General features: G+C 49.8%; 11 protein-coding genes. 7 read left to right on the top strand and 4 right to left on the bottom strand.

The window, feature by feature from the left end:
* Window positions 1-58 precede the first annotated feature (58 nt).
* Window positions 59-943: an NAD(P)-dependent oxidoreductase gene (locus tag KW844_RS05520; RefSeq protein ID WP_218375716.1), complete on the top strand. Its 885-nt coding sequence runs from the start codon at window positions 59-61 to the stop codon at window positions 941-943.
* A 503-nt stretch (window positions 944-1,446) separates the two neighbouring features.
* Here the strand turns inward: KW844_RS05520 and KW844_RS05515 are convergent.
* The gene (locus KW844_RS05515; RefSeq protein WP_218375715.1) at window positions 1,447-1,812 is read right to left on the bottom strand and encodes a helix-turn-helix domain-containing protein; all 366 of its coding nucleotides are present in this window, start codon (window positions 1,810-1,812) and stop codon (window positions 1,447-1,449) included.
* A gap of 220 nt (window positions 1,813-2,032) precedes the next feature.
* Here KW844_RS05515 and KW844_RS05510 point away from each other — a divergent pair, with 220 nt between their 5' ends.
* The 3 genes from KW844_RS05510 (at window position 2,033) to KW844_RS05500 (ending at window position 7,998) form a co-directional block, all read left to right on the top strand.
* Window positions 2,033-2,914, top strand: coding sequence for an ROK family protein (locus KW844_RS05510; protein WP_218375714.1), 882 nt, complete (start codon window positions 2,033-2,035; stop codon window positions 2,912-2,914).
* Window positions 2,915-3,342: 428 nt separating this feature from the next.
* The gene (locus KW844_RS05505; RefSeq protein ID WP_218375713.1) at window positions 3,343-4,614 is read left to right on the top strand and encodes a Gfo/Idh/MocA family oxidoreductase; all 1,272 of its coding nucleotides are present in this window, start codon (window positions 3,343-3,345) and stop codon (window positions 4,612-4,614) included.
* A 12-nt stretch (window positions 4,615-4,626) separates the two neighbouring features.
* Complete coding sequence (locus KW844_RS05500) at window positions 4,627-7,998, top strand: DUF1080 domain-containing protein (protein ID WP_218375712.1); 3,372 nt, start codon at window positions 4,627-4,629, stop codon at window positions 7,996-7,998.
* Between the two features lie 103 nt (window positions 7,999-8,101).
* Here the strand turns inward: KW844_RS05500 and KW844_RS05495 are convergent, their stop codons facing one another.
* Both KW844_RS05495 and KW844_RS05490 read right to left on the bottom strand, forming a co-directional pair.
* On the bottom strand, window positions 8,102-8,845 hold the full coding sequence (locus KW844_RS05495; protein ID WP_255578236.1) for a zinc-dependent peptidase: 744 nt from the start codon (window positions 8,843-8,845) through the stop codon (window positions 8,102-8,104).
* A gap of 76 nt (window positions 8,846-8,921) precedes the next feature.
* Window positions 8,922-10,541, bottom strand: coding sequence for a M28 family metallopeptidase (locus KW844_RS05490; protein WP_255578235.1), 1,620 nt, complete (start codon window positions 10,539-10,541; stop codon window positions 8,922-8,924).
* 59 nt (window positions 10,542-10,600) lie between these two features.
* Between KW844_RS05490 and rpiA the strand changes: the two genes are divergently transcribed.
* On the top strand, window positions 10,601-11,296 hold the full coding sequence (rpiA, locus tag KW844_RS05485; RefSeq protein WP_255578234.1) for a ribose-5-phosphate isomerase RpiA: 696 nt from the start codon (window positions 10,601-10,603) through the stop codon (window positions 11,294-11,296).
* On the opposite strand, the gene KW844_RS05480 is transcribed toward rpiA, so the two are convergent.
* Window positions 11,293-12,582: an MFS transporter gene (locus tag KW844_RS05480; RefSeq protein ID WP_255578233.1), complete on the bottom strand. Its 1,290-nt coding sequence runs from the start codon at window positions 12,580-12,582 to the stop codon at window positions 11,293-11,295. The two genes, rpiA and KW844_RS05480, sit on opposite strands and share 4 nt — an antisense overlap.
* 245 nt (window positions 12,583-12,827) lie before the next feature.
* On the opposite strand from KW844_RS05480, the gene KW844_RS05475 reads away from it, so the two are divergent.
* Entirely contained in the window at window positions 12,828-13,019 is a 192-nt protein-coding gene (locus tag KW844_RS05475; RefSeq protein ID WP_073086969.1) for a cold-shock protein, read from the top strand.
* A 213-nt stretch (window positions 13,020-13,232) separates the two neighbouring features.
* Window positions 13,233-15,452 (top strand): helix-turn-helix domain-containing protein, encoded by a 2,220-nt coding sequence (locus tag KW844_RS29290; RefSeq protein WP_218375708.1) that lies wholly within the window; start codon window positions 13,233-13,235, stop codon window positions 15,450-15,452.
* Window positions 15,453-15,531 lie beyond the last annotated feature (79 nt).

Raw genomic sequence — 15,531 nt, 5'->3', positions numbered from 1 at the left:
TCCTTAACTTTCCTAGAGCGTTTATAGCGCTTTGATACTTCAACATAAACAAACATTTATGCAAAAAATCGGATTTATTGGAATAGGCAACCTGGGGTTTCCTATCGCGGAGAATTTACTGAAGGCAGGTCATCAGTTGAAAGTATATAACCGTACCCGTGAGAAGGCGTTGCCGCTGGAAAAGCTCGGTGCGGAGATTGTGGATAGTCCTGTTGGGGCTATAGAAAAAGGAGGGATTGTGTTTACCCTTGTTTCTGATGATGCGGCGCTGCGGGATATTGTGACGCCTGAATTTCTGGAAGCACTTGGTACAGGCGGCTTGCATGCATCTATGAGTACGATTTCACCGGAAACGGCGAAGGACCTGGCCGAGTTGCACAAAAAAGCGGGGGCAATTTATATCGCTTCGCCGGTATTTGCGCGTCCGGAGGCGGCAGCGGCGAAAATGGGTAATGCAGCTATCAGTGGTGATGCGGCAGGGAAGGAGCGTATCAGGCAGCTGCTGCACGATGGCTTTGCCAAAAATATTTTTGACATGGGCGCCGAACCGCAAAATGCGAATGTGATGAAACTGATCGGCAATTTCATGATTGCCGGGGCTATGGAGCTGATGGCGGAGTCTTTTGTTTTGGCAGAGAAGAATGGGCTGGATGTGAAAGCGGCTTATGAATTGCTGACCACCACGTTATTTACAGGGCCTATATTCCGCAACTACGGTGCGATGATACTCAACAGGGAGTTTACCGGTGATGCGTCATTCAAGGCATCGCTGGGTTTGAAAGATGTGGACCTGGTGCTGGAAATGGCACGTAACAGCTATACACCGATGCCAATTGCCAACCTGGTACATCAGCGTTTATTGACTGTGCTCAGCAAGGGCAGGAGAGATGCGGACTGGGTAGCGCTGGCTACAGGGGCGCTGAATGATGCGGGGTTGAAATAGGTTTTTTCCTCGCAAAGGATTTTAAGCTCGCTCCTGGTGCCTTCGGCACCGGGAGCGAGCTTTTTTGCAGGCAAAGCAGCCAAGCAGATAAGCAGCAAAGACTTGTGTTTTGTTATTTGTTACAATCATGGTAGCAGGAGAGCAGCAAAGTATTTTTGTTTGTTGTATTTTATGTTTTTACCTGATCCCTTCGGGAGATATAAAAGCCGCGGAACCAATGGCTCCGCGGCTTTTATATTTTTAATATTGCGGAGAGTACTCCTAAATCATATTTATACGTATAGTCGTCCCAGTTATATAAGACAAAGCTTTTTACGCTGCATGCCATTCATCTCTCCAAACTCCTTAAAAACAACAAAACACAAGTCTTTGCTGCTTATCTGCTTGGCTGCTTTGTGAGCAAATAAGACAAAACACATCCTTAGCTGCTTTGCCAGCAAAAAAGACCGGAGAGGCCGAAGGTCCCTTATGAAAACATGATCCTTTGCGTGAAACAAATCCGCCTACGACACATCTGCCAGCGCCTGTGGCATATGTTCAATCCCCCAGTCCGACATCACTTCCAATATCGGCTCCATGGACCTGCCCAGAGCTGTTAATTCATATTCCACACGTGGGGGCACTTCCGGAAACACAAAGCGATTGATGAGCCCATCCTGCTCCATTTCACGTAGCTGCATTACCAATACCCTTTCAGAGATCCCGGGAATGGATTTACGCAACTCGCTGTACCGCTGCCTGTCCTGCAACAGTCGCCATAATATCACCGGCTTCCACCTGTTGCCTATGAGCGACAAGGTAAAGATGGTGCCGCAGTCGCCCCGTAGCTGCCTGGCATTTTGCGAATTGGTGGATGCGTCTTTTTTCATGTTGCTAAACATTTACAGGATATAAATGTAAAACATCTGTACTAGTTATGACGCCTGCGGCTGCATAACCGGATATATTCCTAATTTAGAAAATCGATTTTGTTCAATGCCAGTATAGGTTTTAACGGAGAGTTCAGAAAAAACCTACCTGAATAAAAAAATATATTATATTTGTCCTCATCGCTAAAACGATTTAGCGTAAAACCTGATTTTTTAACATATGAAAAATTCCATGGCTGTAGGAGTGGATATAGGAGGCTCGCACATAACGGCAGCATTAGTAGATCTGGAAAACAGATCCATCATCGAAAAAACATGGCGTCGTGAACGCGTGAACTCCAAAGGCGCAGCGGACGATATCATCACCGCATGGGCAGCAGTGATCAGCGAGGTCACCAAAGAAGCAGCCAACGATAATATAGTGATAGGCATCGGAATGCCAGGCCCGTTTGACTATGACCTGGGCATCAGCAAAATGCAGAACCAGGATAAATATGATGCACTATTCAACCTGAATGTAAAGGAACTCCTCGCTGCAAAATTGAATATATCACCCAAAAATATCCAGTTCATCAATGATGCCGGCTGCTTCCTGCAAGGGGAAGGCTTTAGCGGTGCCGCACGCGAATTTAAACGCGCTATCGGGCTTACACTCGGTACCGGCCTCGGATCAGCTACCTACGACGGGCACCTGGCCAAAGATGCCGACCGCTGGTGCGCTCCCTTTAAAAACAGCATCGCAGAAGATTATATATCTACCCGCTGGTTTGTAAAACGCTATGAAGCAATGAGCGGGCAAACCGTAAAAGATGTAAAAGCTTTATGCGAACTGGTAGAACAGGACGACCGCGTAAAATCCATCTTCCAGGAATTTGCCGTTAACCTCGCCGCATTCCTCGTCCCATTTGTACAGGACGAAAATCCGGAAGTAATCGTACTCGGTGGAAACATCGCCAACGCTGCCCCGTTATTTTTACCTGCACTGACCCTTCAGCTCGCCGCACACCACATACATCTCCCTGTTCGTATAGCCATGCTGGGTGAGTCTGCCGCCATCATCGGCGCTGCCAGCGTTTGGTACGGCGAAACAGTGAATGCGTGATTGAGGTCCAATAGCCCTTGTAATTGCTTTTGACGCAGAGCAGCACAAGAGTATAAGCAGGCCTGCGTTTTTTCCCAATAAGTTTTTTTCTCCCTGGATGTAAAGACCTTTGGTCTTTACATCCAGGGAGATTTATTTTCCTCCAACGGCGGAAAATAAATCTCCCTTAAAAAAACAACAAAATACAATCCTTACCTTTCTGCCCGCGAAGCGGGCAAAAAGGTAAAGCAAAATCCACCCACCGTTCATCACATTTAATCCGCCCATGCTTGCAAATCCCCCCTTTCGCCATTATCTTTCCAAGATAATCATGCGCACCTCGTAGATGTACTGATAACTGACGCTATTCCTGAATCCACAGTGAACCTTTGACCGCTGCGCATGCCTATTGCTAGTGAACAAATAAATCTACTCTATAATCACACCTTATGACTAAACAGACAAGCAATTCCAGGCGCTCCTTTATCAGGAACTCCCTTGGCGCACTGGCAGCTTTCACAATTGTTCCCAGACACGTGCTGGGACGCGGATACCTTGCACCCAGCGATCAACTCACCAAAGCCGTCATCGGTACGGGTAGTATGGGACGCGGACACTTCGGATACGCCGGCACCCGCGTGGTAGCCGTATGCGATGTAGACCGCAGTCACCTCAAACTGGCCATGGATCAGCTGAAAGATAAATCAGTAAAAACATTTACCGACTACCGCGAGGTCATCACCCTCCCGGAAGTTGATATCGTTCATATCGCCACACCACCGCACTGGCACGGTATCATCGCCGCCGATGCCGCCCGCGCCGGAAAAGATATCTGGTGCGAAAAACCAATGACAGCCACCATAGGTGAAGGTAAACGCCTGGTGGAAGCCGTACAGCAACATGGCCGTATCTTCCGCCTCAATACCTGGTTCCGCTTCTCGGATAACTTCTACGGTATGGGCACCACCGTAAAGCCAATTAAAAAACTGGTGGACAGCGGCCTGCTCGGATGGCCACTCAAAGTGACCGTGAGCAAACACACCGGCTTCGACTGGAAATTCTACTGGGTAGGGAAAACCAACCTCCCTGAAATGCCGGTGCCGGCCGATCTGGACTACGACATGTGGCTGGGCCCCGCCCCTTATAAACCATACACCCAACACCGCGTACACCAAACCTTCCGCGGCTACTGGGATTACGACGGCGGTGGACTCGGTGATATGGGCCAGCACTACCTCGATCCTATCCAATACTTCCTCGGCAAGGATAACACCAGCCCCGTGAAAGTAGAAGTAGACGCACCTCAGCAGCATCCGGATGCCGTAGGCACCTGGCGCCGCATCATCTACACCTACGCCGATGGCTGCCAGATCATCCTCGACGGAGAAGGTAAAGACGAAAAAGCCGCCTACATCGAAGGACCTAATGGTAAACTATACCCTGGTTTCAAATCCACCATTCCAGACCTGGAAAAGAAACTGGCCGCCTTCCCTGATCCGCTGCCACAGCAAACCGACTTCGTAGAAGCCGTGAAACTGCGCCGCAAATTTGCCCTCAATGAAGAAAATGGCCACCGCTCCGCTACCCTGGTAAACATGGGTAAAATCGCCCTGCAGCTCAATCGCAACCTGCAGTTCGATCCGGTAAACCAGGTGTTCCTCAATGATGAAGGCGCCAATAACCTAATTTTCCAGCCTATGCGCGGACCTTGGACCATTTAATTTCAACTGATCATGAAGAAATTTTCATTTACCATACTGCCGCTGTTGTTCCTCGGAGTGGGCGCCTTTGCTCAGCCAGCCCCGGACCAGCGCGCACTGCATACCAAAGTGGCCGATGTACTGGCCCGTTTCCCGGCCAGCAACAGGGCCGAACAGAATAAGTACTTCCTGGAAATATCCTCCCTTGGTGCTACCGGCATCGGCCAGATGGCTGATCTGCTGTCGGCCCCGGGAAAAGGCGACAACACTAAAATGGAATACGCCCTCGCCGGCTACGCATTTTATGTGACCGCACCGGGTCAGGAAAGTAATCGCGCCACCGCCGTACAGGCTTATTCCAAAGCTGCTGCCAAAGCTACCAACCCGGAAGTAAAAGCCTTCCTGGTACGCCAGGTGCAAACGCTGGCCGGTAACCCGTCCGTAGCCACACTCACGCCGCTGCTGGCAGATGAACGCCTCTGCGATCCTGCCGCCCGCGCACTCGTGAAAATTAATACACCGGAAAGTAAACAGGCACTCGTTGCTGCCCTGGCTACCGCCACAGGTAATCGCCAGATTACCCTGGTACAGGCTTTGGGAGATGCCAAGGCCGCTGCAGCCAATGCAGCCATCATGAAGCTCGCCGCCGGCAACAATGCGGATCTTGCCAAAGTCTCGAACTACGCACTGGCACATATCGCCGATCCTGCCGCCGCCAGCACACTCAAAGCCAACGCTGCTAAAGCGGCCTACGGTTACGACCGTACGAACGCCACCGCATCGTATCTTACTTACCTCGCTGCACTGAGCGATAAAAAACTCGCTACTAGCCTGGCCGCCGCTCTGCTGCCGGTTACCAAAGGAGTGCCGCAGGAAAATGCTTACGTGGCAGCCCTGCACATCATCAGTGCCAACGACGGGGCTAAAGCGCTGAGTACCTGGCTCACCGCCGCCAGCGATCCGCGTCCCCGCGTAAGAGATGCTGCCTGGAAACTGATCGGCGCCAACAGCGCCACCCTCACCACCGCCCAGCAGGCAATGGTGTTAAAACAGTTCCGCACGGCAGATAACGCTACCAAGGCTGCCGCTATCCGCATTTTCGCCGATAACAAAGCCGAATACGCCCTGCCAGCCATCACTGAGCTGATTTCCAGCCAGGACCCGCAGATCAGCGTTGCCGCTATTGACGCAGCAGGTCGCATCGGCGGCACTAAACATCTCCCTGTATTAATCAATACCTTTAATTCCAGCAACCCTGCCACAGTGGAAGCCGTGGAAAATGCACTGCTCATTATGCCAGGTGGGGAAGTGGTAACAGCTGTTGCCACCGCATTCCCTACGCTTACCCCGGCTGCTAAATCAGCCGCTATAACGGTACTGGCTGCACGAAAAGCGGCAGACGAGGGTAAACTCATCACCGACGCTGCCTCCGGTACCGACGCAAACCTGCGCACGGCTGCCTATAAAGCATTGCCAGCCATCGCTGATCAGAAGAGTGTACCCGTACTGGTTACCCTGCTCAACAATGCTACCAACAGCCTGGAAACTACTGCTGCACAACAGGCGCTGATTAACGCAGCCATCTCTCCGGAGCAGGCAAAGCAGTTTATGCAGGCCGCACCGGCAGCCAGCAAATCCCGCTACCTGGGCGTACTGGCAGGTATCGGTTCTAAAGATGCACTGGAAGCGGTGGTAGATGCCTTTAATAACGGTGACGCCACTACGAAAGATGCTGCCATCCGCGCACTGGCCGACTGGTCCAATGCGGATGCCGCGCTGCCGCTCCTGCGCATCGCAGGTAACAAAGACTTTGTGGTATACCAGGAACAAGCGCTGCTGGGCTATGTAGGACTGGCATCTGCCAAAACAATACCTGCCGATCAAAAGGTATTGATGGTGCGCAATGCACTGGACATCACCTCCAGCGAAAAAGTACAACTCAAAGCTTTACAGGTACTCAATAAATGCAAATCCTATAACGCCCTGCTGCTGGCTGGCCGCTACCTGGAATCGCCTAACTTGGGCGCCGCCGCTGCTGATGCCGTAATGGATATTGCCCTGGCCGATAAATCTTATGCCGGCCCGGTAGTTAAAACACTCCTCGAAAAAGCAAGCGCTCAACTCAAAGGTGGCGATGCCGACTACCAACGCCAGTCTATCCGCAAATACCTCAACGAAATGCCCGCAGGCGAAGGCTTTGTGTCCATCTTCAATGGCACTGACCTCAACGGCTGGAAAGGCCTCGTTGAAAACCCGGTAGCACGCGGGAAAATGACCGAAAAAGCACTGAAGTCTGCCCAAACAAAAGCCAACGAGAAAATGAATAAAGGCTGGTCCGTAAAAGATGGCCTCCTCGTTTTCAACGGCGAAGGGGATAACCTCTGCACCACCAGAAAATATGGCGACTTCGAAATGCTGGTAGATTGGAAAATCACCGCTAAAGGTGACGCCGGTATCTATCTCCGTGGTACGCCACAGGTACAGATCTGGGATACGTCCCGTACAGATGTAGGGGCTGAAGTAGGCTCCGGTGGCCTCTATAACAACCAGTCGAATGTAAGCAAGCCACTAACGCTGGCAGATAACGCCATCGGTGAATGGAATCACTTCCACATCATCATGAAAGGCGACCGCGTTACGGTTTACCTCAACGGACAACTGGTCACCAACAATACCATCATGGAAAACTACTGGGATAAAGGCCTGCCTATCTTCCCGGAAGAGCAGATTGAACTCCAGGCACACGGTACTTATGTTGCCTACCGTGATCTTTATATCAAGGAATTGCCACGCCCTAAACCTTACGTATTAAGCGATGAGGAAAAAAAGGCCGGGTATAAAGTACTGTTTGATGGTACCAATATGCATGCATGGACAGGCAACACCACCAGCTACGTTATGGAAGACGGTGACCTGGTCATCTACCCCAAAAGAGGTGGTTCCGGTAACCTGTTTACCAAAGAAGAATTCAAAGATTTTATCTACCGTTTCGAATTTCAGCTCACGCCTGGTGCTAATAACGGCCTGGGTATCCGCGCACCGCTTTCCGGTGATGCCGCTTATAAAGGCATGGAATTGCAGATCATCGACAACGAAGCAGATATGTACAAAAACCTGCACGAATATCAGTACCATGGCTCCGTGTATGGTGTGATCCCTGCCAAACGTGGCTTCCTCAAACCAGTAGGAGAGTGGAACTATGAAGAGGTAGTAGTGAAAGGCAATAAAGTGAAAGTCATCCTCAACGGTGAAACCATTCTGGATGGTGATATCGCTGCTGCCAGTGCCAACGGCACCTTGGATCATAAGGAGCATCCTGGTCTGAAAAATGAAACCGGTCATATCGGTTTCCTCGGACATGGGGATGTGGTGCGTTTCCGCAATATCCGCGTGAAGTCGCTGTAGTCAAATATTTGCACAAGAAATAAAATGGAAAAAGGAGGTCCACCGGCGGTGGACCTCCTTTTTCCGTAATCAGACCTTCGGTCTAATTACCGGGTTATAAAAATCAAAAACCAGTTTCCGGATGCTGATGATTCGCCGCCGGGTCCTGCTGAAAAATTTTTGTCAACATGGCATACAACTCCGGATGCTTCTCCGCCAGCAGATCCGGTCGTTCAAAAAAGTATTCCGAAATCACGGCAAAAAACTCTCCTTCATTGGTAGCGCCATAGGGATTGATATCCGTATGTCCTGCTGCCATCTGCTGAATTGTTTGGTGCACCAGCTTCATCCACGGTATACTGTAGCTGTGTTCCAGCAGGTGTCGCGGCATGCCGTCCACATACCCGTCGGATTTATCCAGCAGGTGTACAAACTCATGAATAGCCGTGTTATTCTTATCTGTTACATTGGAGAATCCTTCGCGGAGGGCACTTCTGGAGAGTACCATTTGCCCGTTGAGAGAACCGCTGCCTACCATCCCCAGTATGTTACGCCGATTGCCTTCGTATTGATAACTCTCATTGAAAGTATCCGGATAGAGAATCACGTTAGTGAGATTAAAATACTCCCAGTCCTTAAAACCAAAGATGGGAATGATAGCACTGGCAGCTACCAGTACGCGATCCAGTGGTTCGATTGCAGTGCCCACTCCTTCAATCGTCGTCCGTTTCAGGAAGCGGGCCACTTTACTGTCGAACCGCGCTTTGTCCGGTTCGTCCAATTGCTGGTAGTAGCGTACATGCTCCTGCAGCAATGGTTTGTAGGTATCCGGAACGGAGTTTTTCAGCTTTTTCCTACGGACGAACATATTCCATATATAAAGGAATAAAATCAATCCCATCATAATTAATCCAAACAGTACCATCTTATATTCGTCTTTTGATTTACTTTCTAATGCCCTTAAACTCTGATCCTTCCTTCCATTTAGGGAAGGTAGATTCATTGCTTAGGGAGAGTCCTACGTCAAATACCAGTTTCAGGTCTTCGATCATACCATCCAGTTTCCAGGTGTTAGGGTCAAATTCGTCTTTAGGTGAATGATAACGTTCACGGTTATACGTAGCAATCTGTTCTTTTGCCCAATTCGGATCTTTGCCTATAGCACTAGTGCCAGGCCCGATGTATAATCCCGGTACACCTTTTTTAGCGAAATTGAAGTGGTCGGAGCGGAAGAACCAGCCACCCTCCGGATGGTCTTCCGGAATGGTGACCCTGCCTTGTTTTGCCGCGGAGCGCTGTACATATTCATCCAGTTCCGACTGTCCTTTTCCAATTACCGTTACATCTTTGGTGCGTCCGAAATAATTCATCACGTCGAGGTTGATATCGGCAACGGTTTTGGCTGGTGCAAATACGGGGTGACTGGCATAGTATTCTGAACCCAGCAATCCTTGTTCTTCGCCGGTTACAGCGAGGAAGAGCAGGGAACGTTCGGGGCCGGGCTGTACTTTGGTGAATGCGGTGGCAAGTGCAATTAAACCCGCCGTTCCGCTGGCATTATCTACTGCGCCGTTGTAAATGGAATCACCGTTGATGCTTTCACCAATGCCAAAATGATCCCAGTGGGCGGAGTATACCACGCATTCCTGTGGCCTTTTGGTGCCGGGGAGAATACCGAGTACGTTATGGGAGGTTGATTTCTTAATCGTGTTATTGATAACGAGTGAAGTTTGCAGATGCAGGTCCACCGGTTTGAATCCTTTGTTTTTAGCCTGGCGCATGAGGTCGGGGGAGAGGCCGGCGAGTTCAAACAGCTTAACGGCCGATTCCTGGCTGATCCAGCCTTCCAGGATGGTGCGCGACATATTATTATCCGCTGTTTGCAGGTGCAGTTTGGAATTGCTCCAGCTGCTGCGCACCACTTTCCAGGGATAGCTGGCGGCGGCCGTTTCATGGATGATGATACAGCCGGTAGCGCCCTGGCGGGAGGCTTCTTCGAATTTATAGGTCCAGCGGCCATAGTAGGTCATGGTACGCCCCTTAAACAGCGTGCTGTCCGCAAAGCCCGGGTCATTGACCATTACTACCACCGTTTTGCCTTTTACGTTCAGGCCTTTATAGTCGTTCCAGTTGTACTCCGGCGCTACAATACCGTATCCGGCAAATACCAGTTCGGAGTTGGAGAGCGTTACCTGGTTTTGTACGCGGCGGGTAGCGGCCACATAATCCTCCAGGTATTTAAGGTTGATGGCACCTTTGGCACCTTTGATGACCAGGTCGGAGGCTGGCTGGGAGAAGATATTGACCATAGGCACCTCCTGGAAATAGCTGTTGCCATTGCCCGGCTTAAGGCCCAGGGCTTTAAGCCGGGCAGCTATGTAGTTAATGGAGCTGTCCTCCCCGCGGGTAAACGGTTTGCGGCCTTCAAACGCATCAGATGCCAGCACGCTGATATGCCTGCTGAGTACATCGGCGTTGATGGCGCCGGCAGCCGGATTTTCCTGCCCAATAGCAGGAAGTTGGCCAAGGGAGGCTGCCAGTAACAGTAATGAAAATTTTCTCAAAGCAAAAAGATTTATTAGCAAAAATTAGTTGAGTTCGGCAAGATTTCCAAATTGTACCGATGGCTTATATTTGTTACATGCAGGTAAATATCGCGAAAAAAGCAGCTGCGGAACAGGCAGCAACATATATCAGGCCGGGAATGACGGTGGGACTGGGAACGGGTAGTACGGCGTATTACGCCATTATGCGTATAGGCGAAATGGTTAGGGAAGGGTTGCAGATAAAAGCAGTGGCAACCTCCCGGGAATCGGAGGACCTGGCCGGCGCACAGGGCATTACCATTATTCCTTTCAGTGAAGTAGAAAAGATTGATCTAGATATTGATGGCGCAGATGAGGCGGATATGCAGCTGCGTTTGATCAAAGGCGGGGGCGGTGCGCTGCTTCGGGAAAAGATTGTGGCTGCAGCATCCGAACAGATGATTGTGATTGCGGAAGAGGCTAAATTAGTGCAGCAGTTGGGAAAATTTCCACTGCCGGTAGAAATTATTCCCTTTGCGTATGAGCTCACCCTGCGCAGGCTACAGCAGCTGCATGCAGCGCCGGCATTGCGTAAAAAAGGGGATCAGTATTTTGTCACCGACAACGGTAATTTAATTGCCGATTGCCATTACGAGCATATTGCCGATCCGGAAACCTTACACGCCCAGCTCAATGATATCCCGGGTGTGGTGGAAAATGGCCTGTTTATAGGCATGGCGCACCTGCTCATCATCGGTAAGGAGGATGGCACTTTCCGGGAAATCCGCCGCTAGGCTTTCATTTCTTTGTCCAGATAGGAATGCTTTTTACTGTCTTTGGACGTAATATAAACCAGCAGGGAGATAAATATGCAGCCGGTTACGTACCAATAGTAACCGGATTCCATTCCCTGTTGCTTAAAGAACAGGGCGAGAGGTTCCGCTGTGCCGCCAAAAACGGCCACCGTTAAGGCATAAGGGAATCCCACGCCCAGTGCCCTGATTTCGGCAGGGAATAATTCTGCTTTCACCACCGCGTTAATACTGGTGTAGCCGGTTACAATGATCAGCGCACCGAGGATCAGCCAGAAGGCGCCCCATACCGTATCGGTATGACTCAGGGCCGTCAGCAGGGGCACAGTACATAGGGTGCCCAGGATGCCAAAAGCCATGAGTAAGGGTTTGCGGCCAATTTTGTCCGACAGCCAACCTGCCAGCGGTTGCAAACAGGCATATATCAGCATCAGGAAAAACGTGATGGTAGTAGCTTTTTCAATGGTCATATGCACCGTATTCACCAGGAATTTCTGCATGTAGGTGGTGTAGGTATAAAAGGCCACGGTACCGCCCAGGGTAAGACCTACCACGGTTAACACTGCCCGCGGATGTTTGGTGAACAGTACTTTTACAGACCCCTGATCCTTTGTTTTTTTCTCTTTTTCAAAGGCGGTGGATTCATGCATGTTTTTGCGGAGATATAATACATAGAAGGCCAGCAAAGCCCCGATGATAAAAGGTATGCGCCATCCCCAGGTGTGTAGTTGGTCCGGCGTAAGAAACACTTTTTGCAGCAGCATTTGCACGCCCAGGGCCAGGAGCTGGCCGCCGATCAGTGTTACATACTGGAAACTGGAGTAAAAGCCACGTAGGCCGGCAGTAGCTACCTCGCTGAGGTAGGTGGCGCTGGTGCCGTATTCGCCGCCCACGCTGAGGCCCTGCAGGAGCCGCGCCAGGCAAAGCAGCACGGGCGCCAGTACGCCTATTTCCGTGTAACCGGGCGTAAAAGCAATGAGCATGGACCCGAACGACATCATCAGCACAGAGAGTGTCATGGCGGCTTTACGCCCTTTCCGGTCGGCAATAGCGCCAAACATCCAGCCTCCGATTGGGCGCATCAGGAACCCTACCGCAAAGATGGCCGCCGTATTCAGTAACTGGGCCGTATAACTGCCCTTGGGAAAAAAAACAGGGGCAAAGTATAAGGAAAAGGTCGAATAAATGTACCAGTCGTACCATTCTACCATATTCCCCGCGGAACCGGTGAGTATGGCCTTTATGCGCCATGAATCAGGATGTTTCATATGCATACAAATGTATATCTAAAACATTAGAATGTCTATTCCATGCAAGGTTTCGTTAAAAAAGAAAAAAATTAGGATGGTAAGTAGATTAGACCTATCTTCGTAACGCTTCTTAAGAATATTGAATTGCATTTCAGTCAGTGATCATCACTTCCCGATCAGCTTTCCTCTTTTTTCTTTTAGTTGCGCAGCGAGCCTGCTGAGTTATAAAGGCGAGAATACGTTCACTATTAAAAATTAAATAAATGCAAACAGGTGTTGTAAAATTTTTTAATGAAACTAAAGGTTTTGGCTTCATTAAAATCGAAGGTACGAATCAGGAAATCTTTGTTCACGTATCTGGTATTAAAGAAAGCATCGGCGAAAACGACCGCGTAGTATTCGACGTGGAAGAAGGTAGAAAGGGCCCGAATGCTGTAAACGTAAGATTAGCATAATATTATTCCGATAATAGTTTGGTAATTTAAAAGACCCGCCGTCCACGGCGGGTCTTTTTTTATATCTGCTGCCTGTTTCCTCAAACGGATGGGTCTTTCTCCCCACGCGTTTTTTTCTCACAATGGCAAATAAAACCCACCTCCAAACTATAATTCTTCGCAAGAAAAGTCTCCCCCGAAATCCCTATATTCGCAGTTTCAACTTGACGCTTAATGGCCCAACCAGACAACTCAAATGTCATCTTTCACCTGGCGGCAGATTTTGTTAACCAGACCAACCGCCACATCTTCCTGACAGGAAAGGCAGGTACAGGAAAGACTACATTTCTTAAATATATAAAAGACCAATCCCGCAAAAATACGGTGATCGTGGCACCTACCGGTGTAGCCGCCATCAATGCGGGAGGTGTTACCATGCACTCCTTTTTTCAGCTGCCCTTCGGTCCCTACGTGCCAGGCACTAAAAGAGGCTTCTCTGACGACGGTGTAAGCAGTACCGACAGGCATTCCCTGTTCCGTAACATCCGCTTTACCAACGACAAGAAATCACTGCTCCAGGAACTGGAGCTGCTCATCATTGATGAAGTAAGTATGGTGCGCTGCGATATGCTCGATGCAATTGATCAGATCCTGCGGCACTTCCGGAATAAGCCACTGCAGCCATTTGGCGGCGTACAGGTCCTGTTCATCGGGGACCTCTACCAGTTGCCACCAGTGATCCCCGAGGATGAATGGGCACTCCTCTCTCAATACTATAATTCTCCTTTCTTCTTTGATGCTAAAGCCCTGGAACATGAAACGCCACTTTACATCGAACTGAAGAAAATATACCGCCAGAATGAGCAGGTGTTTATCGATGTACTCAACCGCATTCGTAACAACGAAGTGGAAGGAGAGGACCTGCAACTGCTCAATGAATATTACCAGCCTGAGTTTACCGGGGAGGATGCGGAATACATCGTGCTCACCACGCATAACCGCAAAGCGGATGATATCAATAACTATCGCCTCAACTCCATGGAGGGGAAGCTCTATCGCTTCGAAGGTAAGATAGAAGGGGATTTCAGCGACAAAGCCTTGCCTACAGAAATGGTATTGCAACTCAAAGTAGGTGCTCAGGTGATGTTCCTTAAAAACGATATCGCACAGCCAAGAAGATATTATAATGGCAAAATCGCCACAGTAAAGGAAATAGATGATGACCAGATCACCCTGGTGCTCTCCGGCTCCCACGAAGAAATGAAGCTGGAAAAGGAAACTTGGCGTAATATCCGCTATCACTATAATGCAGATGAAAACAGCATTGAAGAGGAAGAAATAGGCAGCTTCACACAGTTTCCTATCCGCCTCGCCTGGGCTATTACCATCCATAAAAGCCAGGGGCTTACCTTTGAAAGGGCTATTATTGATGCCGGTTACGCCTTTGCAGCCGGGCAGGTGTACGTGGCGCTGAGCCGCTGTACCTCCCTGGAAGGACTGGTACTACATTCCCGCATTGGCTTCGGCAGTATTAAAACGGATTCGCGGGTTGTAGAATTTTCCCGTAGGGAAAGTGAACCCAATGAGCTGGTGGTATTGCTGGAAATGGAACGCAAAAAGTTCCAGGCCAATTCCATCATGCACCTGTTCGACTGGTACAAGATGCAGTCGCTCATTAAGTCACATGCCGTATGGATCGAGGATAAGAAAATCCCGGATTTTGATGCGGCGCTAAAAACTACCCGGTACCTCTCCAGCATCATCGTGCAGCAGGCGGAAGTAGCCGCTAAGTTCACCAATCAGCTGAAACAGCTGCTGGACGTGGTGGCACAAACCGGTGAAACCGATCAGATGGCGGAGCGTATCACCAAAGCAGTAGGGTACTTTACCAAAAGTATATATGAGGAGATGATTGTGCCGCTGCAGGAACATATAGAAGAAGTGAAGAAGGCGAAAGCCAAGAAATACCATCTGCAGCTGATGGCGCTGGAATCAGATTTCTGGAACAAGCTGGCGCAGGTATGGGAATGCAGCTATGGTGACCTTCAGTTTAACAAAGGGCTGACGGACTACCTTGCTAAGCGTAACAAAGCAGAAGCTGCGGAAGTGATCGCCAAAACCAAAGGTAAAGTAGAAAAGGGCAGTAGCCGTAAAGGCACGCTGGAGCTCTTCCTGGGCGGGAAAACGGTGGCCGAAATTGCCGGTGCCCGCAACCTGGCCGTGAGCACCATCGAATCGCACCTGGCACAATGCGTAGAGGCGGGAGAGTTAGAGCTGGAAAAATTTGTGCCGGAAGGTACCGTAAAGCTCATCATGAACCATATACGTGACCTTGGCGCTACCGCTGCCGGCCCTATCAAGGAAAGGACCGGGGATGCTGCCAGCTTCGCAGAAATCAGGGCCGTACAAGCCCATTTACAACGCAAACAAAGGGAGGAAACCCTGGCGGATTAAAATATTACCACAAAAATGTTAATATAAAACCAGAAACCGGTAAAAATCTGCATGGTTTACTATAGTTGCACCCGCTAAA

This window comes from Chitinophaga sp. sic0106, from assembly GCF_019219075.1.
Lineage (GTDB): Bacteria > Bacteroidota > Bacteroidia > Chitinophagales > Chitinophagaceae > Chitinophaga.
The sequence above is the reverse complement of the archived record's forward strand: the minus strand, read 5'-3'. Positions and strand labels throughout refer to the sequence as shown.